Raw genomic sequence first — 14065 nt, forward strand, 5'->3', positions numbered from 1 at the left:
GCGGCTCGATCAGCTCCGCGAGTACAGGTGAACGGCACCGCTGTTCTGTGTGTGCTCACCGAACGTGAAGCCGCCGAGGCTCCAGGGGGCGGCACCGTCTTCCAGGCGCGCACCCACCGCCAGTTGCTGGCCATCGCCCGACAGCGCCAGCGCCGAACCAAACAGGTCGCCCACCCGGGGGCGGTGGGACTTCACATAGTCCGTCTGGCTCCAACGCTTGCCTTCGCGGGCATACAGGTACACAGCACCGGCCGACAGCACGCTGTTGTCGGCCTGGTCCCCGTTGAGCCCCGCTGCCGCGCTCGCTTCGTAGACCGCCGAGACGGCCAGCACACGGCCGTCGGCCGAGAGCGCCAGCCGCTCACCAAACGCATCGCCCACGTCGGCGTTCGACGCACGCAAGCGGGCCTGTTGATGCCACTGTTCGCCCTGTTGCACAAACACATAAGCACTGCCGACCGAGCGCTGCCGTGCCTCGGTGCCGTCCGGCGCGGTCGCGCCCACCGCGAGGGTGGCGCCATCGGCAGAGAGCAGCACCTGGGAGCCGAGCGGGTTCTGCCTGGTCGCATCGGCCGACGTCACGATGGCCTGCTCGCGCCAGCCCGCCGCCTCCTGACGGAACACATGCACGGCGCCCAGCCCCGAGGCGTGTGCACCGGCGGCCAAGGTGAGGCCATCAAAGGAAAGCGCCACGCTGGTGCCCAAACGCCCACCGGTCTGGGCATTGGAGGCTTCCAGGACCGCCTGTTCGGTCCAGCCCGAGGCGCCTTGCTTGAACACGTACACGGCGCCGCTGTCGGCACGCGGCGCATGGACTTCGCCACCGTCGCGGCGGTGGGCGCTCACCGCCACGGTATCGCCCCGGCCCGAGAGCGAGACGCTCATGCCGAACCAGTCGAAGCTGCCCGCCTTCGATGCCAGCAGGCGCGACTGCAACGCCCAGTCTCCGTCACCGCGGCCAAACACATACACGGTGCCTTGATCGCCAGCCAGGGCCGCGTCGGCGCTGGTGCCGTCGTGCGACTCGAAGGGCGCACCGACCGCGAGCTTGCTGCCATCGTCGGACAAGGACAGGCTGTGGCCAAAGCCGCTGCCGGTGGTGGGCACGGTGGCCCTGAGGCGCGTCTGCTCGCGCCAGCCTTGGGGCGTGCGGGTGTAGACGTAAACCGCTCCGGCTGCGGGCAAACCGTCGGCGGGCCGGCCCATCGCTTTCAAATCGGCTCCCACCGCCAGCGTGTTTCCGTCGCGGGAAAGCGCCACAGCCGATCCGTAGACGTCGCCTGCCGCGGCATCCGATGCACTCAGGTGGGACAAAGCGATGCGGGTGTTGGCTGCCGGCATGAGCGCGGCGGGAAGGCCCAGGCCTTCCAGGGCGGCGACCGAAAACAGCGTGGAGCGCAGGGGAGATGCGGCGTCGCTGGCACAAGCGCTCAGCCAGGCCGACAGCCCGATCAGGGGCACAGACACGCAAAGTCGAAAAAGGGAGGTCATGGCGGAGGTCCTGCTGAATCGTTGATCTGCAACGATCCGGCAGTGCCTCGGGCGGTATGCCCGCACCTGCCAGTCGTTTGGTGGGGCAGATGTTCTTCAATCAGGGCCGCGACGAACATACTCCAAAGGCGTTACAGGACCGCCTTTTCAGTCGGACTCATGAAGTAGTTCTCACGCAGCCACCTCAACATGCGTGACAAATGCCCACCGCCGCTGCGGCCACCACCGGGTCCGTGCGGTCCTGCGGGGTGATGCGGAAGGCGCTTCGTGTCACCCGTCGGTTTCGACGGCGGTTTCAGCCTCGGGCAAGCGCGAAATCAGCACTTGGTCAATGCGCCGGCCATCGAGCACCAGCACCTCGAAACGCCAACCCGCGCACTCCACGCTGTCGGCTTGATCGAGCAAGTCGCCCGCCACCGTCTGCATGAGGCCCGCCACCGTGTTGTAGCGGCCCTTGTCCTCGTCGGGCAGTTCGTCGATGTCCAGGCGCGACTTGAGTTCGGCCACGGGCATGGCGCCGTCAATCAACCATGCGCCGTCTTCACGCTGTGTGGCCCAGGCGTCCACCGCGGCGTGCGGCGAGAGTTCACCGGTGATGGCCTCCAGCATGTCCAGCGGCGTGAGCAGGCCCTGCACCACCCCGTATTCGTCGACCACGAACACCATGCGCGTGGCGCGCTCGCGGAACTGCTCCAGCAGCTCCATGCCGCTGAGCGTTTCGGGCACGAACACGGCTGGCTGCACATGGCGCATCAGTGCCTCGTTGTTGCCCTCGGACTGCAGCGCCAGCATGCGCGGCAGGTGAATGACGCCCACCACGTCGTCGAGCCCGCCACGGCACACCGGGTACCAGGAGTGGCCGGTGGTCCAGGCACGCTGCACCGCCACGTCGATGCTGTCCTGCGCGTCCAGCCACTCGATCTCGGAGCGCGGCACCATGATGGAGGTGAGCTGACGGTCGTCGAGCAAAAACACGTTGCGCACCATCTGGTGCTCGTGCTCTTCAATGATGCCGGCGTCCACGCCCTCTTCCAGGCTGGCATTGATCTCTTCCTCGGTCACGTGCTGCACAGCGTTGGTGTCGATACGCAGCAGCTTGAGCATCCACTGCGTGGTGTGCGTGAGCAGCCACACGAAAGGCTTGGCGGCCTTGGCCACGAAGGCCATCGGACGCGAGACCCAGCGCGAGACGGCCTCGGGATACAGCTGCCCGATGCGCTTGGGTACGAGTTCGCCGAAGACGATGGTGATGAAGGTGATGACGACCACCACGATGGCGGTGGACATGATGTTGGCCGTGGCCGCGGTGAGGCCTTGCAACTGCATCCACACACCCAGATCGTCGCTGAACGCGGCCTCGCCCACGATGCCGTTGAGCATGCCGATGGAGGTGATGCCGACCTGCACCGAGGAGAGGAACTGCGTGGGGTTCTCCAGCAGCTTCAGCGCGGTGATGGAACCCTTGTCACCGGCCTCGGCCATGGCAGCCAGCCGAGCCTTGCGGCTGGAAGCCAGTGCCAGCTCGGACATGGCAAACGCGCCGTTGAGCAGCGTGAGGAAAACAATGAGGAGGATGTCCATAATCGGCCGATGGCACTTTACATGATTGGGGATGTGCAGGGGTGTGACGAGCCTCTGGGCCGCCTGCTCGACGAGCTGGACTTCTCACCGAGCCGCGACACGCTGTACCTGCTGGGCGATCTGGTCAACCGGGGACCCGCATCCCTGCAAGTTCTGCGCCGGCTCATTGCGCTGGATGGCGCGGCGCACAGCTTGCTCGGCAACCACGACCTGCATCTGCTGGCCGCCGCGCATGGCGTGCGCAAACCCCACCGCAACGACACCGTGGGCGACATCCTGGACGCGCCCGACCGCGACGCCTTGCTGGACTGGCTTCGGCAACGCCCCATGGCGCTGTACGAACACGGCTGGTTGATGGTGCACGCCGGCGTGTTGCCGCAGTGGGATGTGGCCGACACGATGACACGAGCCCACGAGCTCGAGTCCGTGCTGCGCAGCGCCGACTGGACCACGTTCCTGCAACAGATGTATGGCAACGAGCCTCCTTTCTGGAGCGATTCGCTGCGAGGCGCCGATCGCCTGCGCGTGGTGGTCAATGCCTTCACGCGGCTGCGCTTCTGCACGGCACAGGGTGTCATGGAATTCGATACCAAGGAGGGCGCCGATGGCGCACCGCCGGGCTTCATGCCGTGGTTCGACGTGCCGGGCCGCCGCACGGCCGGCATACCGGTGGCGTTCGGCCACTGGTCGACCCTGGGTGAGGCGCGCCGCGACGGTGTGTTGCCGCTGGACACGGGATGTGTGTGGGGAGGCTGTCTGACGGCGGCGCGCATCCTGAGCGAACGAGGTCAGGTGGAGCGCATCGCCGTGCGCTGCACGCAGGCCCAGAGGCCCGGCAAGGGCACTTGAGCGCGTGGGCAGCGCTCAGTCTTCCTGCACCGGCGCGGGAACGGGCTCGGCCGCCACAGGTGCCGGTGCGCTCTTGAAGAGCGCTGGCACTTTTTTGCGTGACTTGATGTTGGGTGACACGGTGCGCGCCGTGGGACGCGATGCGGCTTCCCACGAAGGCGGGGTGTCACCACTGACGCTGGGCTCGTAGGGTTTGTCGAACAACGGGTCGGCCGGTGCGCGGGGCGCGCGCACGGGGTGGCCGACCGGAGCGGTGCGGCCTTCGCCACGCGATTCGCCGCGGAATTCGCGCTCGCGCGGTGGGCGGCTCTCGCGAGGCTCGCGGCGCTCTTCACCCTCGGGGGTCTGCCAGGCGCGCTGGCCATCGTTGAAGCGGCCGGCAGGGCGTTTGTCCGCTTCGAGTTCCAGCGCTTCGAGTTCGAGCTTTTTGCCCAACAGTTTTTCCAGGTCGCCCATCAGGCGCGCGTCGCGCGCGCTCACGAACGACACCGCCAGGCCTGAAGCACCGGCGCGGCCCGTGCGGCCAATGCGGTGCACATAGTCTTCGGCGTTGAACGGGATGTCGAAGTTGAACACCGCTGGCACATCCTTGATGTCCAGACCGCGCGCGGCCACGTCGGTGCAGACCAGCAGATCCACCGCGCCACTCTTGAAGGCTTCCAGGGCTTTCAAGCGCTCGTCCTGACTCTTGTCGCCATGCAGTGCGGTGGTGTTCAGACCCTCGCGCTCCAGCGAACGCGCCAGACGCGCGCAGCCGAGCTTGCTGTTGACAAACACGAAGGCCTGCTTGAGGCCGCGCTCGGCGAGGATCTTCTTGAGCACGCTGCGCTTGTCGTCGTCGTCGACGCTGTAGAAATGCTGCTCCACGGTGGAAGCGGTGGCATTGGAGCGCGCCACTTCGATCGTCACCGGGTCCTGCAGGTAGCTGCCGGCCAGGCGCTTGATCTCGGTGGAGAAGGTGGCCGAGAACAGCAGCGTGGTGCGCTGCTTGGGCAGGTAGGACAGGATGCGCTGGAGGTCGGGCAGAAAACCGATGTCGAGCATGCGGTCGGCTTCGTCCAGCACCACGTATTCGACCTGGTTGAGCACGCAGTTCTTGGCTTCGATGTGGTCCAGCAGGCGGCCCGGTGTGGCCACCAGCACCTCGACGCCCTTTTTCAGCTCGGCCGTCTGCGGCTTCATGTCCATGCCACCAAACACCACCATGCTGCGCAGCTGGGTGTACTTGGCGTAGAGCTTGACCTGCTCGGCCACCTGATCGGCCAGTTCGCGCGTGGGCAGCAGCACCAGGGCGCGCACGGGGTGGCGTGCGGGCGAGGTTGAGGCGTTCTCGTGCTTCATCATGCGCTGCAGCAGGGGCAGCGTGAATGCGGCTGTCTTGCCGGTGCCGGTCTGGGCGGCGCCCATCACGTCACGGCCTTGCAGTACCACGGGAATCGCCTGCGCCTGGATCGGCGTCATGGTCTCGTAGCCCATTTCGGCCACGGCACGCTCAATGGCGGGGGAGAGAGACAGTTCGGAAAAAGATTGGGTCATGGGCGTCAAAGTTAGCCCGTCATTGTCGCACTTTGACGACTTTTCGTCCAAAAGCGCCCCTCACGCGGGAAGACGCTCAGAGCGCAGCGGCTTTGAACGTGTCGCAGGACTGAACGCTGCCCGACTTGAGGCCGCTGTTGAACCAGCGTTGCCGCTGCTCGCTGGTGCCATGGGTGAAGCTGTCGGGCACGACCTGACCCTGGCTCTTGCGCTGCAAGGCATCGTCGCCGATAGCCGCGGCGGCATTCATGGCTTCCTCCACGTCGCCCGGCTCCAGAATGGCGCCGGTTTTCTGGTTGTGGTGCGCCCAGATGCCTGCAAAACAGTCGGCCTGCAGCTCGACGCGCACCGACATGGCGTTGAATTCGCGTTGGCTCACCTTGCCGCGCATCTCGTCCATCTTGCCGGTGATGCCCAGCAGGTTCTGCACGTGGTGACCCACTTCGTGCGCGATCACATAGGCCTGCGCGAAGTCGCCGGGGGCGCCGAGCTTGGTGCGCAGCGTGTCGTAGAAAGCGAGGTCGATGTAGACCTTCTGGTCACCCGGGCAATAAAACGGCCCCATGGCCGCTTGGCCGGTGCCGCAGGCCGTGGGCGTGGCGCCGCGAAACAGCACCAGGCGCGGCTTCTGGTAGGTCGACCCAGCTTGTTGGAACATGGGGCCCCACACGTCTTCGGTGCCGCCCAGCACCGAGGCCACAAAGCGGCCCATGTCGTCGGTGGGTGCCTGCGTCGGGCCTTGGGTGGTTTCCACCTGGGCAGGCGGCGACATATCACCGCCGCTGAGCGCCCCGAGGATGGTCAGGGGATTGATGCCGAAGATCCAGCCGGCCACCAGGGCCACGGCGATGGTGCCCACGCCGATACCGCGCCCACCGATACCCCGGCCACCCCCGAACCCACCGCCTGGTTGCGAGCGCCGGTCCTCGACTTGGTCGGACTCACGGTTGTTTTCCCATTTCATGCTGCGTCTCCTGGGCAGCGGGAGTCGCTGCGCGGCCCATTATCCGGGCGGCCGGGCCTCAGGCGATGCCCGTCTGGCAGGCACCGGCATGCCCACACCGTCGCTTGGCCTGCTTCAAGGGCCAGCAGCTCAGGCTTTGGGCAGCGTGACGCCGGTCTGTCCCTGGTACTTGCCGCCGCGGTCCTTGTAGCTGACCTCGCACACGTCGTCCTTGTCGCTCTCGAAAAACAGCACCTGGGCGCAGCCTTCACCGGCATAGATCTTGGCCGGCAATGGCGTGGTGTTGCTGAACTCCAGCGTCACGTAGCCTTCCCATTCGGGCTCGAAGGGGGTCACGTTGACGATGATGCCGCAGCGCGCGTAGGTGCTCTTCCCCAGGCAGATGGTGAGCACATTGCGCGGGATGCGGAAGTACTCCATGGTGCGCGCCAGCGCGAAGCTGTTGGGCGGGATGACGCAAACATCCTTGTTGATGTCGACGAAACTGTTCTCGTCGAAGTTTTTCGGGTCGACCACCGTGCTGTGGATGTTGGTGAACACCTTGAATTCGGGTGCGCATCGAATGTCGTACCCATAGCTGCTGGTCCCGTAGCTGATCACCTTCTTGCCGTCCACCGTCCGCACCTGTCCAGGCTCGAACGGTGAAATCAGGCCGTGTTCTTCGGCCATGCGGCGGATCCATTTGTCGCTTTTGATGCTCATGGAGGCGCATTGTAGGGAACTCGGCCTGCTGGCCGCAGGCGCTCAGGCGTACTTGTCGCCCACCTGTTCGCGCAGCGGGTGCGTGTCGTAGACGATGTGCATGGTGGCGATGCGGTCGCTGCCGGCGCGAAAGCCGAACACGTCGACGCAGACGAAATCCACCACCCGCCCGTCCTTGAGCGTCCAGTCGTAGCGGAAGTAGGCCGCCACGCGCGTGCTGTCGGTACCAGTCAGAACCGAGGCGAACAGGTCGATCAGCGTGATGACGCTCTGGCTGGAGGCCTGCGCCAGCTTGGGGAAAAAATCGCGTGCCTTCATCTCACCGAGAAAGGGCGAGTTCACCATCCCATCGGGTTCGAACAGTGCCACCAGCCCGGCGGTGTCGCTCTCGTGCAGGCAGCGCAAGTAGGCGCGGATGGTGTCGAGCTGGGGTGAGTTCACGGCGTGCTCCTTCAAACAAGATGGTCCGCATTGTTGGCGGCGCCTTGCGCACAGGCAAGACACAATGTTGGCCAACACATAAACAACGTTGATGAATCTTCGCTACCTGTATTACCTTCGTCTGGTCGTGGACCACGGCAGCTTTGCCGCCGCGGCCCGCGTCGCTGGCGTCTCGCAACCCGCCATCAGCCACGGCCTGCGCGTGCTGCAGCGCGAGTTCGATACGCCGCTGTTCACCCCGTCGGGGCGCAACAAGAGTCCCACCGAGACCGCGCTGCGCGCCAGTCTGCAGGCGCACGGCATTGAGCAAGGGCTCGCTGCGCTGTCGCGGCCCCAAGCTCCATCCGCCGACCGGAACATCCTGCGCGTGGGAATGACGGCTGCGGGTCTCAGGCTCTACGGCCCGACCATCGACGCCACCTGGCGCCAGGCCTCTGCGCGTCGCCAACTCCAGGTGTCCACCGCCGATGAGGGGCGCATGCTGGCCTCGCTCCAGGGCGGCGGGCTCGATCTGGTGATTGCGCCGCTGCCGCGCACCTACCAACCCAGCGGCGTGAACCGGTACCCGCTGTACCTGAGCGCGCCGGTGGTCTGCGCCCGCCGGGGCCATCCGCTGGGGTCGGCGCGATCGCTGGACGAGCTGCAAGGCGCACCATGGGCGATCGTGGGCCCCAGCGTGAGTGGTCCGGTGAACGTGCTGCTGGAAGCCCACGCCGTGCGCCGGCTGCCGCCGCCCCGGGTGACGGTGACCTGCCCCGACCACGCCGCGCTCCTGCACATGGTGGGCCACAGCGACCTGCTGTGCGTGATCACCCACGACGCTCTGCTGGACGGCGTGTTGAAACCCATCCGCATCCGCGAAACCTTGCCACGCTACGAGGTACACCTGTTCGCACCAGCGCGGCCAAGGCGAGACCTTCAGCCCGTCCTGGCTGCGCTGAAAGCCCTGGCCTCCATCGCCACCCCTTCGGATAACCCCGCGAACTTCCCGGAATTTCAGTAATTACTGAAAACTCAAGTCGGCAAAGGTACAGTGATGCCCATGCCGCTGCAAGACCACCTCCCCCCACTCAACCGCGAGTTCGTTGCCCACTTCGGGGAAATGGGCAGCAAATGGGGTATCAACCGCACCGTGGGCCAGATCTACGCCCTGCTCTTCATCTCGCCGCAGGCGCTCAACGCCGACGACATTGCCGAAACGCTGGAGTTCTCGCGCTCCAACGTGAGCATGGGCTTGAAGGAGCTGCAGGCCTGGCGCCTGGTGCGCCTGCGCCACCAGCCGGGCGACCGGCGTGAGTATTTCGAGGCGCCGGCCGACGTGTGGGAAATCTTTCGCGTGCTGGCCGAAGAGCGCCGCCGCCGCGAGGTGGAGCCCACGTTGTCGATGCTGCGCACCGCCCTGCTGGAGCAAGCCGGCAGCGACGCCGAGCGCCACGCGCAGGCCCGCATGCGCGAGATGCACGATCTGATCGACCGCCTCATGACCTGGTTCGACGACGTGCAGAAACTCGCCCCCGAGACCGCGATGCAACTCATGGGCATGGGCACCACGGTCACCAAGGTGCTCGAATTCAAGGACCGGCTCACGGGCAAATCGCCTGCGCGCAAGGCGCCACCAAAAGATCCGCTCGACCACGCGGCCTGAGCGCCAACGCCCTCCGATTCACCCGCACCGGACATCCCCATGGACGCCTTGATCCTGTCGCGCCTGCAGTTCGCAGCCAACATCAGCTTTCACATCCTGTTCCCGACCATCACCATCGCGATGTGCTGGTTCCTGTTGTTCTTCCGGCTGCGCTTCATCAAGACACGTGATCCGGCATGGGAAGAGGCCTACTACTTCTGGACCAAGGTGTTCGCGCTGACCTTTGCGCTCGGCGTGGTCTCGGGCATCGTGATGAGCTTCCAGTTCGGCACCAACTGGCCCGGCTTCATGGAGAAGACCGGCAACATTTCGGGCCCACTGCTGGGCTATGAAGTGCTCACCGCGTTTTTCCTGGAAGCCAGCTTCCTGGGCATCATGTTGTTCGGCCGCGGGCGAGTCTCGGAGCGGGTGCACCTTGCAGCCACCTTCCTGGTGGCCTTCGGCACCACCATGTCGGCGTTCTGGATCCTGAGCCTCAACTCGTGGCTGCAGACCCCGGCCGGCTTTGAGATCATCAACGGCCAGTTCCATGCCACCGACTGGTTCGCCGTGGTGTTCAACCCCTCCTTCCCCTACCGCTTCGCCCACAAGCTGTTGGCCTCGGCGCTCACCGCCTCGTTCCTGATTGCCGGGCTGTGCGCCTGGCAACTCATCAAGGGCAGCGCCACCGCCGGCACGCACAAAGCCATGCGCACCGCTCTGGTGGCCGCCGCGCTGGTGATCCCGATCCAGTTCGTCGCCGGCGACCTGCACGGCCTGAACACGCTGGAGCACCAGCCCGCCAAGATCGCCGCCATGGAAGGCATCTGGAAAACCGAAAAAAGCGCGCCCCTCACGCTGTTCGGCATCCCCGACGAGAAGGCCGGCGAGACGCACTACGCGATCAAGATCCCCAAGCTCGCCAGCCTGATCCTGGCGCACGACGCCAACGCCGAGATCAAGGGCATCAACGAATTCCCCGGCGCACACCCACCGGTGGCACCCGTGTTCTGGGCTTTCCGCGTGATGGTGGGCATGGGCTCGCTGATGCTGGCGGTGGCGTGGTTCGCCGCGTGGCAACTGTGGCGCCAACGCCGTGCGCTGGACGACGGGAAGGTGCACCTGCCCAGGCCACTGCTGTATGTGCTGGCGAGCATGACCTTCTCCGGCTGGGTGGCCACGCTCTCGGGCTGGTACGTCACCGAGATCGGTCGCCAGCCCTTCATGGTGTACGGCCTGCTGCGCACCAGCGAGGTGGCCACGCACATCGCACCGCCCATGATCGCGCTGACGCTCACCGCCTACCTCATCGTCTACGGCCTGCTGCTCATCACCTACGTGGGCGTGCTCAAGTACATGGCGGAGAACCCGTTCAAGCACGCACCGATTCCGGGCAGCAATGCCGCACTGGGCAAGGCGGGAGTCTGAACATGACCTGGGCACAACTCCTCCCCCTCATCTTCCTCGCCGTGATGGGTCTGGCCCTGCTGGCCTACGTGATCCTGGATGGTTACGACCTCGGTGTGGGCCTGCTGCTGCCCCTGGCCGACGAGGGGCAGAAGGACACCATGATCGCGAGCATCGGCCCGTTCTGGGACGCCAACGAAACCTGGCTGGTGCTGGGTGTGGGCGTGTTGCTGGTGGCTTTTCCGTTCGCGCATGGGCTGGTGCTGCAGGCGCTGTACCTGCCGGTGGCCGTGATGCTGATCGGCCTGATCCTGCGCGGCGTGGCGTTTGATTTCCGCGTGAAGGCGCCGCTGCAATTCAAGGCCTTCTGGAACAAGGCCTTCTTTGCCGGTTCGCTCCTGGCCAGCAGCGCACAGGGCTGGATGCTGGGCAGCTACGTCACCGCCTTCGAGCAAGGCCCTCTCGGTCTGGCGTTCAGCCTGGGCATTGCGATCACGCTGCCGGCCGCCTACGTCCTGCTGGGTGCGGGCTGGTTGATCATGAAGACCGAGGGCGAACTGCAAGAGCGCGCAGTGACCTGGGCGCGGCGCGTGCTCTGGCCCATGGGCGCGGCGTTGGTGGCCATCTCGGCAGCCACCCCGCTGGTGAACCCGGGGGTGGTGCAGAAGTGGTTTGGTGTTCCCGAGGTGTTCGCGCTCTTGCCGGTGCCGCTCAGTTGTGCGATCGCCTTCTTTGCCGTGCGTTGGGTGGTGACCCATCCCGAGGTGGTGAAGGCGGGCTACGGCTGGGTGGTGTTCGCGTCCACGGTGTTGATCTTCGTGCTGGCCTTCTTCGGCCTGTCGTACAGCATCTACCCGGACATCGTGATCGGGCGCATGACGGTGTGGGAAGCGGCCATCAGCACCGAGTCGCTCACCGTGGTCTTCATCGGCGTGGCGATCACGCTGCCGGTGATCATCGTCTACACGATCTTCATGTACCGGGTGTTCTGGGGCAAGGCCAGAGATCTCACGTACACCTGAACCGACTGATCGTCAGCGCCCGGCGATCACCGTGCGTTCAACCACCCGGTCGTCGCCCAGCACGATGAGCGCAAACAGCAACTCGTCGAGGCTGTTGGCCTGGGCAGTCTTGCGGGCCAGCAGCGGTGTGGCCTGGGGATTCAGCACCACGAAGTCGGCCTCGTTCCCGGGTTGCAGATTGCCCACCACACCGTCCAGCCCCAGCGCGCGCGCAGCACCCGCCGTGTGTTGCCACCAGAGCTGGCCCGGCGTGAGGCTCAGGCCCTGCTTGCTCTGACCCTCGCGGCCCACGCAATAGGCAGCAAGCATGGTGTGGAATGGCGAAAAACTGGTGCCGCCACCCACGTCGCTCGCCAGGCCGTAGCCCATGCCCGCGGCGTCGGCTGCAGCAAAGTCAAAAAATCCGCTGCCCAGAAACAGGTTGCTGGTGGGGCTCACCGCCGCCACCGCGCCGGTCTGCGCCATGAGCGCGCGGTCGGCGGCATCGAGGTGGATGCAGTGGGCATACACCGCACGCTTGCGCAGCAGACCGAAATCGCCGTACACGCCCAGGTAGCTGCGCGCCTCGGGAAACAGCTCGGCCGCCCAGCGCACTTCGTCACGGTTCTCCGCCACGTGCGACTGGATCCACACGTCGGGGTACTTCGCGGCCAGGTCTCCCGCTCCACGCAACTGCGCCGGCGTGCTGGTGGGCGCGAAGCGCGGCGTGATGGCATAGCCCAAGCGGTCCACGCCGTGCCAACGCTGGATCAACTCTTCGGTGTCGATCAGACTCTGTTCGGTGTCGTCGCGCACACCGTCCGGGCTGTGGCGGTCCTGCAGCACCTTGCCGGTGATGAAGCGCAGCCCACGTCGCCGCGCTTCATCAAACGCCGCGTTCACAGACGCCGGGTGCGAGGTGGCAAAGGTCAGCGCAGTGGTCACGCCATGGCGACCCAGTTCGTCGAAGAAGAAGCGGGCCACCTCGCCCGCATGTTCGCCGTCGTGAAAACGTGACTCGTGGGGAAAGGTGTAGTTCTCCAGCCAGGGCAGCAGACCCGCTGCCGGTGCGCCGATCACATCCGTCTGCGGATAGTGGATGTGCATGTCCACAAAACCCGGTGCGATGATCTTGCCGCGCAGGTCTTCCACGGCCACGCCGGGAAAGTTGCCGATCAACGCCGCGTGGTCGCCCACGGCGCGCACGACCGATTGACCTTTCGCGTCCGGCCCCACGACCAGCAGGCCATCGGCCTCGAACACGGGGGACTGGTCATCGGCAAAACGCAAGACGGCGGATCGGTAGGCTTTCATGGGAATGAGCTTAGTGCCTGAAACAGAATTCGGCATACCGAAACGCGCATGGGATTCATCGCTCCATCTTCGCCAACACACCCTCGGCCAGCCATTTCATGCCCAGGATCTCGGAATCGGTGAGCGACTGCCCGGCGGCAATTGCCACGCGGCCTTCGTTGTCGCGCACGCCGGCCTTGCTGGCAAACACCTGCAGCCGGCCAGCAGCCATGTCGGCCTGTTGCGCCAGCACCTCGTCGCGCACGGCGGTCGGCACCTTGCTGCCGAAACCGTCGACGCGGATCATGCCGTCCTTCACGCCACCCCACACGCTGCCGCTCTCCCACTTGCCGTCGAGCAGCGCCTGCACGCGTCGGGTGTAGTAGTCGCCCCACAGGTGGGTGACGGCGACGATCTGCGCATCCGGCCCGAACTGGCGCATGTCGGAGTGGTAGGCCACAGCCAGCTTGCCGCGCTCCTGCGCGGCGGTCATTACGGCGGTGGAGCCGGTGTGGAAAGCCAACACCTCGGCGCCCTGGTTCATGAGTGACATGGCCGCGTCGCGCTCGCGCGGCGGGTTGAACCACTCACCCAGGAACACCACGCGCACCGTGGCCTTGGGGTTGACCGAACGCATGCCCAGCGTGAACGCATTGATGCCCTGGATCACCTCGGGGATGGGAAAGCCGGCCACATAACCGGCCTGGGTGGCCATGCGCCCCGCGGCCACACCAGCCAGGTAACGGCCTTCGTAGTAGCGCGCATTCGCCGTGGCCACGTTGAGCGCGGTCTTGTAGCCGGTGATGGACTCGAACTTCACATCGGGAAACTCGCGCGCCACCTTCAGCGTGGGCTCCATGTAACCAAAGCTCGGCGTGAAGATGATGCGATGGCCCTGCTGCGCCAGGTCGCGAATCACGCGCTCGGCGTCCGCCCCTTCGGGCACGTTCTCGACAAAGCGGGTCTCCACGCGGTTGCCCAGCGCGGCCTGCACCGCCAGACGCCCCTGCTCGTGCTGGCGCACCCAGCCTGCGGGAGTGAGGGGTGCGACATAGACGAACGCGGCCTTCAGCGGCGTGGGTGCCGGGGCCTGTGCATGGGTGGAAAAGGGAATGGAAAAACTGGCAGCCGCCAGTGCGCAGGCGCACCGGGCCACGAGGTTTTTGTACATGGTGG

13 protein-coding genes are annotated in these 14065 nt (G+C 65.8%); 5 read left to right on the forward strand and 8 right to left on the reverse strand.

Features of this window, described 5'->3' with window-relative positions; genetic code table 11:
- Positions 1-9: 9 nt before the first annotated feature.
- Complete coding sequence (locus IV113_RS00205) at positions 10-1491, reverse strand: hypothetical protein (protein ID WP_291079640.1); 1482 nt, start codon at positions 1489-1491, stop codon at positions 10-12.
- A 270-nt stretch (positions 1492-1761) separates the two neighbouring features.
- Positions 1762-3072, reverse strand: a complete 1311-nt coding sequence (locus tag IV113_RS00210) for a hemolysin family protein (RefSeq protein WP_291079642.1) — start codon at positions 3070-3072, stop codon at positions 1762-1764.
- Positions 3073-3081: 9 nt separating this feature from the next.
- On the opposite strand from IV113_RS00210, the gene IV113_RS00215 reads away from it, so the two are divergent.
- On the forward strand, positions 3082-3921 hold the full coding sequence (locus IV113_RS00215) for a symmetrical bis(5'-nucleosyl)-tetraphosphatase (RefSeq protein ID WP_291079644.1): 840 nt from the start codon (positions 3082-3084) through the stop codon (positions 3919-3921).
- A 15-nt stretch (positions 3922-3936) separates the two neighbouring features.
- Here the strand turns inward: IV113_RS00215 and IV113_RS00220 are convergent, their stop codons facing one another.
- The 4 genes from IV113_RS00220 to IV113_RS00235 all read right to left on the reverse strand — a co-directional run bounded on the left by IV113_RS00220 (position 3937) and on the right by IV113_RS00235 (position 7564).
- Positions 3937-5457: a DEAD/DEAH box helicase gene (locus IV113_RS00220; protein WP_291079646.1), complete on the reverse strand. Its 1521-nt coding sequence runs from the start codon at positions 5455-5457 to the stop codon at positions 3937-3939.
- Positions 5458-5533: 76 nt separating this feature from the next.
- The gene (locus IV113_RS00225) at positions 5534-6421 is read right to left on the reverse strand and encodes a neutral zinc metallopeptidase (RefSeq protein ID WP_291079648.1); all 888 of its coding nucleotides are present in this window, start codon (positions 6419-6421) and stop codon (positions 5534-5536) included.
- Positions 6422-6550: 129 nt separating this feature from the next.
- Positions 6551-7123, reverse strand: coding sequence for a dCTP deaminase (gene dcd / locus IV113_RS00230; RefSeq protein ID WP_291079650.1), 573 nt, complete (start codon positions 7121-7123; stop codon positions 6551-6553).
- A gap of 42 nt (positions 7124-7165) precedes the next feature.
- The gene (locus tag IV113_RS00235) at positions 7166-7564 is read right to left on the reverse strand and encodes a nuclear transport factor 2 family protein (protein ID WP_291079652.1); all 399 of its coding nucleotides are present in this window, start codon (positions 7562-7564) and stop codon (positions 7166-7168) included.
- Positions 7565-7655: 91 nt separating this feature from the next.
- On the opposite strand from IV113_RS00235, the gene IV113_RS00240 reads away from it, so the two are divergent.
- Genes IV113_RS00240 through IV113_RS00255 form a run of 4 tightly spaced genes read left to right on the forward strand, consistent with a single transcriptional unit; the run spans position 7656 to position 11617 of the window.
- A complete protein-coding gene (locus IV113_RS00240) occupies positions 7656-8567 on the forward strand; it encodes a LysR family transcriptional regulator (RefSeq protein ID WP_291079654.1) in 912 nt (303 codons plus the stop codon).
- 39 nt (positions 8568-8606) lie between these two features.
- The gene (locus IV113_RS00245) at positions 8607-9209 is read left to right on the forward strand and encodes a GbsR/MarR family transcriptional regulator (protein WP_291079656.1); all 603 of its coding nucleotides are present in this window, start codon (positions 8607-8609) and stop codon (positions 9207-9209) included.
- A gap of 39 nt (positions 9210-9248) precedes the next feature.
- Complete coding sequence (locus tag IV113_RS00250) at positions 9249-10616, forward strand: cytochrome ubiquinol oxidase subunit I (RefSeq protein ID WP_291079658.1); 1368 nt, start codon at positions 9249-9251, stop codon at positions 10614-10616.
- Positions 10617-10618: 2 nt separating this feature from the next.
- Entirely contained in the window at positions 10619-11617 is a 999-nt protein-coding gene (locus IV113_RS00255; protein ID WP_291079660.1) for a cytochrome d ubiquinol oxidase subunit II, read from the forward strand.
- Between the two features lie 12 nt (positions 11618-11629).
- Here IV113_RS00255 and guaD read toward each other — a convergent pair whose 3' ends face one another.
- The gene (gene guaD, locus IV113_RS00260) at positions 11630-12910 is read right to left on the reverse strand and encodes a guanine deaminase (protein ID WP_291079662.1); all 1281 of its coding nucleotides are present in this window, start codon (positions 12908-12910) and stop codon (positions 11630-11632) included.
- 55 nt (positions 12911-12965) lie between these two features.
- A complete protein-coding gene (locus IV113_RS00265; RefSeq protein ID WP_291079664.1) occupies positions 12966-14060 on the reverse strand; it encodes a BMP family ABC transporter substrate-binding protein in 1095 nt (364 codons plus the stop codon).
- Positions 14061-14065 lie beyond the last annotated feature (5 nt).

This window comes from Hydrogenophaga sp. (assembly GCF_018780385.1).
Taxonomy (GTDB): Bacteria; Pseudomonadota; Gammaproteobacteria; order Burkholderiales; family Burkholderiaceae_C; genus Hydrogenophaga.